The organism is Shewanella sp. S1-49-MNA-CIBAN-0167 (assembly GCF_040310145.1).
In the GTDB taxonomy this organism is placed as follows: domain Bacteria; phylum Pseudomonadota; class Gammaproteobacteria; order Enterobacterales; family Shewanellaceae; genus Shewanella; species Shewanella psychromarinicola.
Genome location: NZ_JBEOPO010000025.1, coordinates 64924 through 73343 on the forward strand (window position 1 = coordinate 64924; position 8420 = coordinate 73343).

6 protein-coding genes are annotated in these 8420 nt (G+C 41.3%); 5 read left to right on the forward strand and 1 reads right to left on the reverse strand.

Annotation, left to right across the window (positions count from 1 at the left end; genetic code table 11):
* Positions 1-101: 101 nt before the first annotated feature.
* From ydiJ to AAEZ00_RS13025, 3 genes are all read left to right on the forward strand, one after another.
* Entirely contained in the window at positions 102-3152 is a 3051-nt protein-coding gene (gene ydiJ / locus AAEZ00_RS13015) for a D-2-hydroxyglutarate dehydrogenase YdiJ (protein WP_351088736.1), read from the forward strand.
* 12 nt (positions 3153-3164) lie between these two features.
* Positions 3165-3614, forward strand: a complete 450-nt coding sequence (locus AAEZ00_RS13020; protein WP_351088728.1) for a DUF1285 domain-containing protein — start codon at positions 3165-3167, stop codon at positions 3612-3614.
* Between the two features lie 129 nt (positions 3615-3743).
* On the forward strand, positions 3744-4163 hold the full coding sequence (locus AAEZ00_RS13025; RefSeq protein ID WP_101030906.1) for a MarR family winged helix-turn-helix transcriptional regulator: 420 nt from the start codon (positions 3744-3746) through the stop codon (positions 4161-4163).
* Between the two features lie 885 nt (positions 4164-5048).
* Here AAEZ00_RS13025 and AAEZ00_RS13030 read toward each other — a convergent pair.
* Positions 5049-5936 carry a LysR family transcriptional regulator gene (locus AAEZ00_RS13030; RefSeq protein WP_351088729.1) on the reverse strand — a complete coding sequence of 296 codons (888 nt, stop codon included), beginning with the start codon at positions 5934-5936 and terminating at the stop codon, positions 5049-5051.
* Positions 5937-6078: 142 nt separating this feature from the next.
* Between AAEZ00_RS13030 and AAEZ00_RS13035 the strand changes: the two genes are divergently transcribed.
* Both AAEZ00_RS13035 and AAEZ00_RS13040 read left to right on the forward strand, forming a co-directional pair.
* On the forward strand, positions 6079-6657 hold the full coding sequence (locus AAEZ00_RS13035; protein ID WP_351088737.1) for a cytochrome b: 579 nt from the start codon (positions 6079-6081) through the stop codon (positions 6655-6657).
* A gap of 17 nt (positions 6658-6674) precedes the next feature.
* A complete protein-coding gene (locus AAEZ00_RS13040) occupies positions 6675-7577 on the forward strand; it encodes an MBL fold metallo-hydrolase (protein WP_351088730.1) in 903 nt (300 codons plus the stop codon).
* Positions 7578-8420: the final 843 nt, after the last annotated feature.

The window sequence follows — 8420 nt, forward strand, 5'->3', positions numbered from 1 at the left end:
ACCTTTAACCTGTATTTTTTTCAACTTGTTAGAAAAGCCGCTATTTAGCGGCTTTTTTTTGTTTATAATGGATGTATATGCCAATAAATAATAAGTCCTCTATGTTACCTTTGCTATCACATAAACAAACATTAGAACCTATCTATCTTGAGTATCTTGACGCGCTTGAGCAAAGCGAGTTTGAAGGTGAAATAGACAAGCGTTACAGTGCGCGGCTTATTCAGGCAACCGATAACTCGGTATACCAGTTTTTACCGCAAGCGGTTATTTATCCTCTGCATCAACAAGATGTCGAGCTAGTGTTATCGCTAGCGGCGCAACCAAAATATAAACAAGTCACTTTTAGTGCTCGAGGCGGCGGCACTGGCACTAATGGTCAGGCGTTAACTCATGGGTTAATTTTGGATGTGTCACGTCATTTAGACCAAGTGCTTGAGATTAATGTCGAAGAAGGTTGGGCTAGAGTACAAGCTGGGGTGATTAAAGACGCCTTAAATGATGCCTTACGCCCGCATGGATTATTTTTCAGTCCCGATTTATCAACGTCTAATCGTGCCACTATTGGCGGTATGGTTAATACCGATGCCTCTGGTGCTGGCTCATTAGTTTACGGAAAAACATCAGATCACGTGTTAGGCGTGACCAGTGTACTCATTGATGGCAGCGTACTAACCACAACGCCGATTGCCCATAACAAGGTTGATCAACAACCTTTTGGTGCTAATCAGCTGGGCAATACCATCGCCAGCCAAATAGCGGCGATATGTTTGCAAAAACGGGACACTATTATTGAACGTTTCCCTAAATTGAACCGGTTTTTAACCGGCTATGATTTAAAGCATGTGTGGAACGATGACCTTAGCCAGTTTGATTTATCGCGTATTCTCACCGGTTCGGAAGGCACGCTGGCAGTGATCACCGAAACCAAGCTTAATCTTACCCCATTACCTAAAACTCGGATGATGGTGAATATTAAGTATGACTCATTTGAATCCGCGTTACGTCATGCGCCATCATTAGTACAGGCCAAAGCGACCGTCGTTGAAACCGTTGACTCCAAAGTGCTCAACCTTGCCCGTGAAGACATTATTTGGCATTCGGTTGCTGAGCAAATTAAAGCCGTACCGAACAAGATCATAGAAGGTCTTAATATGGTTGAGTTTGCCGGTGAAGATGATGAGGTTAACCATAAAGTCGCGCTATTAGAGGAGATGCTCAGCGGCCAACTCAGTCAACCCCAATTTGGTTTAGTCGGTTTTCAAATCATTACCGACATAAGTGATATCGACAGTATTTATGCAATGCGTAAAAAAGCGGTTGGCTTATTAGGTGCCACCAAAGGGACTCGTAAACCATTAGCCTTTGCCGAAGATACTGCCGTACCGCCAGAAAACTTAGCTGACTATATTATGGAATTTCGGGCGCTACTCGATAGCCATAATTTGCAGTACGGTATGTTTGGTCATGTTGATGCGGGGGTATTACATGTACGCCCGGCGCTTGATATGTGTGATGTCGCCGATGAGCAATTACTTAAAGTGATTTCAGATCAAGTTGCGGCATTAACGCTTAAATATGGCGGGCTGATGTGGGGTGAGCATGGCAAAGGGGTTCGCGGTGAATATGGCCCAGCCGTGTTTGGCGACGAACTCTATGGCGTACTGGAGCAGATCAAAGGTTTGTTTGATCCTGATAATCGTCTCAATCCTGGTAAATTAGTGGCGCCGCCTAAGTCAGGCCCATTGCTATTTAATGTCGACAGCGTTAAACGCGGCAGTTTCGATAGACAAATCCCAGTGCAGGTGCGTGACGCGTTTCCTGATGTGATGAACTGTAATGGTAATGGTCTGTGTTTTAACTACAGCAGTTATTCACCTATGTGCCCGTCGTTTAAAGTCACCGGTGACAGAGTACAATCACCTAAAGGTCGTGCGGGCTTAATGCGTGAATGGTTGCGTTTACTTGAAGCTGAAGGGGTCGATGTTGACGCTTTGGAAAAGTCTTCCCCACTGGGATGGATGCAACGAATTCAAAATACCCTAAACAACCAACGTGACTATGATTACTCCCATGAAGTGATGGAGTCACTTAAAGGCTGTTTGGCGTGTAAGGCCTGTTCTGGTCAATGTCCGGTCAAAGTAGATGTGCCGAAATTTAGGGCGCAATTTTTTAATATTTACTACAAACGTTATTTACGTCCTGCTAAAGATTATTTAGTTGCCGGTATCGAAGATTCATTGCCGTTGATGGCGGCCATGCCTAAATTGACTAACTTAGCCTCGCAGAACCCGCTGAGTAAATGGGTGATTAAAAAAGTCATTGGTTATGTCGATGCGCCTAAGCTATCAGTGCCTACACTAAAACAGCGCTTAGACGGACATTCAAGCCGTGGTTACGATTTGGGTTCCTTGTATACCATCCCTGAAGCGCAGCGCAGTCAATATGTGCTGGTGGTGCAAGACCCGTTTAACAGTTTCTATGATGCAGGCTTGGTTTACCGTTTTATTCAATTAATTGAAAAGCTTGGATTTAAGCCGATATTGCTGCCATTTAAACCCAATGGTAAGCCGACGCATATTAAAGGCTTTTTGGACAAGTTTGCTAAAACCGCGCAAAACAGTGCTGACTTCTTAAACCGCGTTCATGCCCTTGGTATGCCGATGGTCGGGTTAGATCCGGCATTAGTATTATGTTATCGCGATGAGTATAAAGAAGCCTTAGGTCAGCGTCGTGGGCCATTTAAGGTGCTGTTAGCCAATGAATGGTTAACTGATGTTGTGGCATCCCGAAGTGAAGTGTCAGCATTAGCAAAAGATGCACCGCAATACACTTGGTTCAGTCATTGCACTGAATCGACAGCGAAACCGAATACCGCCAATGAATGGAAAGCCATTTTTAGCCATTTTGGCGCCAAATTACACAGTGTTAATTTGGGGTGTTGCGGTATGGCGGGCACCTACGGACACGAACTTGAAAACGTTGAGCGTTCTGAAAAACTGTTTGAGATGTCTTGGCAGCCGAGCATTGAAAAAATTGCTCAACACAGCCAAGTATTGGTATCTGGATATTCTTGTCGCAGCCAAGTTAAGCGCTTTGCAGGCTTTAAACCTCAGCATCCGATAGAAGCATTGCTTAAATTAATGACATCATAGAAGAGGCCTATTATGGAAGATGAAACAGAAGCATTAAGTTCATATACTCGACCTGAAGGTGTCGTGTTATGCAGTGATGACACACTGTTTCATATTCAAGCTAATGGCGATTGGCTGTATCTAAACAGTCCTTTGCCAGCAAAGTTTGCTGCCTTGTTCAGTAGTATCTTGCATTGCATCGAAGACGAGTATTTTTTAATCACTCCCGTAGAGAAGGTTAAAGTATCGGTTGAGGCTTATCCCTTATTGCTGGTGGACTATCATGTCGACCCTGTTGACGGTTATAAAAAAAATAAACTGATATTTACCAGTAGTATAGGTACACAACTGCCCGTCATCGATGTTGCTGATATTATTGTGACAGACGATGGTATTTATGCACCAGTAGTACGGGGCCTAGTAGGGCAATTAAATCGCGCCTGCTATTATCGTTACATTAATGAATATTTATCTTTTGACTAAAATAGCTTTTCTTAACGTATAGAGATGGTAATCTAAAAATAAGTTCAAGTGTGATTTAGCTGCTGTAAAGGCATTGGCATTAGTCTTAAACCAGTCAATACATCCCACTGACGATGTAGGAGGTATCATTTGAAACGATTTGAAAGTTTAAGTTACCTGATTTCCCATCTTAATATTGCCTTGCAGCAAGAACTCGACACGCGTTTAAAGCGCTATGAGTTAGACAGTAAACTTTGGCCGGTGTTGTTTACGTTGTGGCAAGAGGAAGGATTAAGTCAAACAGAGTTGTCTAAGCGTTGTGATGTGGCCAACTACACAATGACTCGTCTGCTTGATCATCTGCAAGTCCAGGGATTTGTTACCCGTCACCAAGAAGCGGATAACCGCCGCGCATTTCAAATATTTTTAACCGACAATGGCAAAGCACTCGAGCAAGACCTAATTCATGAAGCCGGGTGGGTTAATCAACACTTTTTAGCGGCATTAACCGATGTTGAACAAAGCGAGTTTATGCGCTTACTGAATAAAGTGAATCAATTTAACCAATAAGGTTTAATTGATACTGCGTTATTATGGCCCGCTGTGACTAAAGCTTTAGTGCTTTGCCCTCATCAGATCAAAGTGGTAATGCATTGACATCTACCTTAACCTTTGCAATCCGTGGTGCTTAGGTAACAATCTCCCTATTGACTGATATAACAGATACGAAAGGTTAAGACGAAAATTGATCCAGTTTTGTTGTCCTTGGATGATTCATCGGCCGATCTTTTCGCTAATTAATAGGTGTGTTATTTCATAAAGGAAAGTATTTGTCTGCTTTTACTATCAAATTTAATTCAATCAAAATCCATCTCTCCGTATGTCGGTTTGCTGTCATTTAAACCTAGCCATATATGGAATAATTAATGTAGAAAAATGGGTGTCATTGTTATTTTGTCCATTTCCAAGTCAAGCAAACTCGTTTTGATTTAAAGATTGTTTAGGATATGGCAGCTCGCTTCTTTATTCAGAGCCATAGGGTCATTTGGCGATACAGATGATCCTCACTTTGGGTCGCAGGACAGCGATCAATACGATTTCACGTCGCACTGCGCGGATTCACTTATGTTCATCATACTGACTCCTAGTACACCCGAGTTGTGGTTATCAGGAGGGTCGTCCTCTCACGATTTAGATCCCGATTAGTCCATGACCAATCTTCGTTACATTGTCAGGCTCGCTACTTTATTCAGAGCCCTAGGGGCAGCTGGTGATACAGGTGGTTCACTCAAAAGCGTTGAACAGCACTTCATACGACTTCACGTCGCCACGACCCCTAAACGAGTTAGTATTTCTACTCATTCGTATTTTTTTCATACTATTACCCATACATTTTCTCATGTGAGCTATGAGCCATTTTACTTAGTCCTCTGTTTTTAAAATGTTAAAGACTTACTATTCAAATAACTGTTCAGATAAATAATCGATCAACATTCTAATTCTTCGAGATAGATTACGATTTAGTGGGTATAGGGCTGAAATTGTAGTGGGTGGTTGGTAATAATCACTAAGTAGTAATTGTAAGCGACCTTCTTCAATATGCTTTCTGTACAAAAAGCTAGGTCCAAAGCCAATGCCTAACCCACTGAGTATCGCTTCGACAATCAAGCCACCATCATTACATGTCAAACTTCCTTTTGCTTTAACGGTAATTGATTCTCCACTCGGAGAGCGAAATGGCCAGCCTCGATTAATTTTAGAATCGCCATAAATTAAACAATTATGCTGCATCAGATCAGCTGGTTGATTGGGTGTTCCCCACTTTTTTATATATTGGGGAGAAGCGACCACCTGAAAAGTGCAGTCTGCTAACCGACAGGATATAAGGCTTGAGTCTTCCAGTTGACCTACTCTTAGGGCAATATCTATACCTTCTTCGACCAAATTCTCAATACGTCCACTGGCAATAACTTCAAGCTCTATATCAGGGTATTTAAGTTGAAACTTTATCAGTAACTGACCAAAGCCTGAAATGATAAGACTTTGAGGTATTGTTATACGAATTTTCCCCCTAGGTGCTCCTTGGCTGTCCATGACTTCGGCCCGAGCATTTTCAGCTTCTGCCATGATGATCTTACAGTGGTTATAAAATTGCCCTCCTTCATCAGATAAGCTCAATGTACGAGTGGTACGGTAAAGCAGGCGTGTTCCTAGGTCTAGCTCCAAAATTGAGACTTGTTTGCTGACAAATGACTTGGAAAGACCAAGCTTTTCAGCTGCCGCAGTAAAGCTTCCTGTTTCTACAACAGCAGAGAAGGTTTCCATCAGCGTTAAAATATTCACATTAAGACCTGTGAGTGAACAATTAGTTGACACTAAGCTTATATATCAACTCATGAAAATACAATAAGCTATGTACAAGTCGTTATACAAGGCATGAGTTGTCAGAAATCTGATTGAAAAGGTGAATCATTAATATGGAAATATTAAAGCACAAGGCTATGGGGATTTTGCAAAATTTTTGCATTGGGGGATGGCATTAATGTTAAACGTACTCATTGCAGTGGGTACTTACATGACTGGATTAGATAAAGCCGATCCAAGTAAAATGCAGGTCATGGATATACATAAATCTTTTGGTGTTATTTTTATGCAATTAGCGATTATCCGTGTCATTTGGAGTCGCATTAATAACTCACCCGCATTGCCCAGCATACTGGCGAGTTGGGAACGTTTACTCTCAAAAACGATTACCGGCTCACTATACTTGTTAATGTTGGCAATCCCATTTAGCGGCTATGCCATGACAAATTTATTTGGATACCCCGCTAGTCTATTCGGATTGGTCGATTTACCTTTGTTGTTTGCTAAAAATTCAGAGGTGGCTCTATTAGCTAAACAAGCCGATGTCTTACTGGTCTATACCTTAATGGTTGCATTGTTTGCTCATATTGCGGGTGCACTAAAGCATCGCTTTCTAGATAAACCTGAAGCCGATGTTCTTCCACGTATGATGTCAGTAAAACCGCGCGTAAAAAACGTATTTAATCGTCTCAAAATTTAATTAAGGAGAAATATCCCATGAAAACTCTAGTACAAATTATCACACTAATATTGAGCTTATTCCTCTCTTCAGTAGTGATGGCATCGCCGACGTTCCCAACTCAGGAGCCTATGGGGGGAAAGGAGTTTGGCCACAGTGTTAAACAGGTTGGTAACGGCATATACGTATTTCGGTGGTGGGTTTATCGTAATGTCTTTGTGGTCACTGATGATGGTGTGATTGTTACAGATCCCATGAATCCAAAGGCTGCGAAGCTACTTCAAGGTGAAATTCGAAAAGTAACGGATAAACCGGTTAAATATGTTGTTTATAGTCATAACCATCATGACCATATATCCGGTGGTAATATATTTAAAGCAGAAGGTGCAAAATTTATCGGCCACAAGAATCTGTTAAAGCAGCTTCATGATCACCCAAGCCCTGTATTGCCGATGCCAGATATTGTCTTTGAAGATAACTACACTTTGAAACTAGGTAATCGCACATTAGAGCTATCGTACTTCGGACCTAATCACGGCGATAGTCTCGTTGTCATGCGATTTCCTGAAGAGAAAATCCTGTTTGTTGTTGATATTGTCACACCTCGTCGAGTGGCGTTTAGAGGCATGCCGGATTTCTGGCCTGATGAATGGGTTCGCTCTTTAAAAGAGATTGAGTTGATGGATGTTGACTATGTTATTTCAGGGCATGGACCAGAAAGTCAACCTGCCATTGATCCAGCCTCAATAATAACAGAGCAGCGAGTTTACATCGAAGATTTAATGGTCGCAGTTAAAAAAGCGATGGATGCTGGAGTACACAGCCCCGATGCATTAAGGAAACAAGTGAAATTACCTAAGTACGAAAACTGGCAATATTACGAACAATGGTTACCAATGAATATTGAACGTATTTGGGCTTACTATCATATGGGATGGTAAACCTAAACCTAAACTTAAATTTCCCCGATTTAATGACGTTATTAAGCGTGTCAGATGTTTATAGCAGGACACGTTACGTCAGTGCCTAGATGTTGAAAGTACAGCTGATCACCTTAAATTGTCTCGACGATTACACTCAGCTAATGCAAGTTATAGCCAGATATTTTGGCCATGATTGGTTTGACCAGTTCAACGAAATGACTTCACTCCAGACATTGTATTACCGTCTAAAGTTAAGTGCTCAAGATTTGGAAAGTTAGACTAAATGAGGATATTATACAGTTTGGATAATTATTAATATATAGCGGGCAGGCCAGAATGTTTCTAGTCAATATTTTTTAAAGGCACTAAGTTCATAATAAATTTGGAAATAAATTGAAATTATCATCATTATTATCGCTTCTTGTAATTAGTCCAGTTACTTTTGCAGATTCATTTCTTGTTCAAGGAGAAGTAAAGCAAAAAGCTGAAGTAACACATGCTTAAAGCATTATGAAAGAACAGATGTTGAGTGTTAGGGAATTATTTAACTCAGATTCAACTGCTTTAACTTCCTATCCTTGTATGCTCTTAATCCAATAAATTGGTTAAGAGTACGTTACGATGTTTAATTGAATTAGCTTGGTATAGATAAAAGGGTCGGAACTAATTAGAGGACTTTCTGATAATTCAAGATACTTTTTTAATCAATGCTAGGCTGATTCTACTCAATGATCTAAAACGTTTCTGTCCGGGTACGTCTGAGAGTGATCGCTCTAAGTCGTTATTGCCCGTGCGACGTGAAGTCGTATGAAGCGTTGTTCACCACGATAAGAGTGAACCATCTGTATCACCAGATGACCC

Coding starts and splice junctions, on each gene's coding strand:
- AAEZ00_RS13020 (WP_351088728.1), top strand. CDS start 3,165: ATGGAAGATGAAACAGAAGCATTAAGTTCATATACTCGACCTGAAGGT.
- AAEZ00_RS13040 (WP_351088730.1), top strand. CDS start 6,675: ATGAAAACTCTAGTACAAATTATCACACTAATATTGAGCTTATTCCTC.
- ydiJ (WP_351088736.1), top strand. CDS start 102: ATGTTACCTTTGCTATCACATAAACAAACATTAGAACCTATCTATCTT.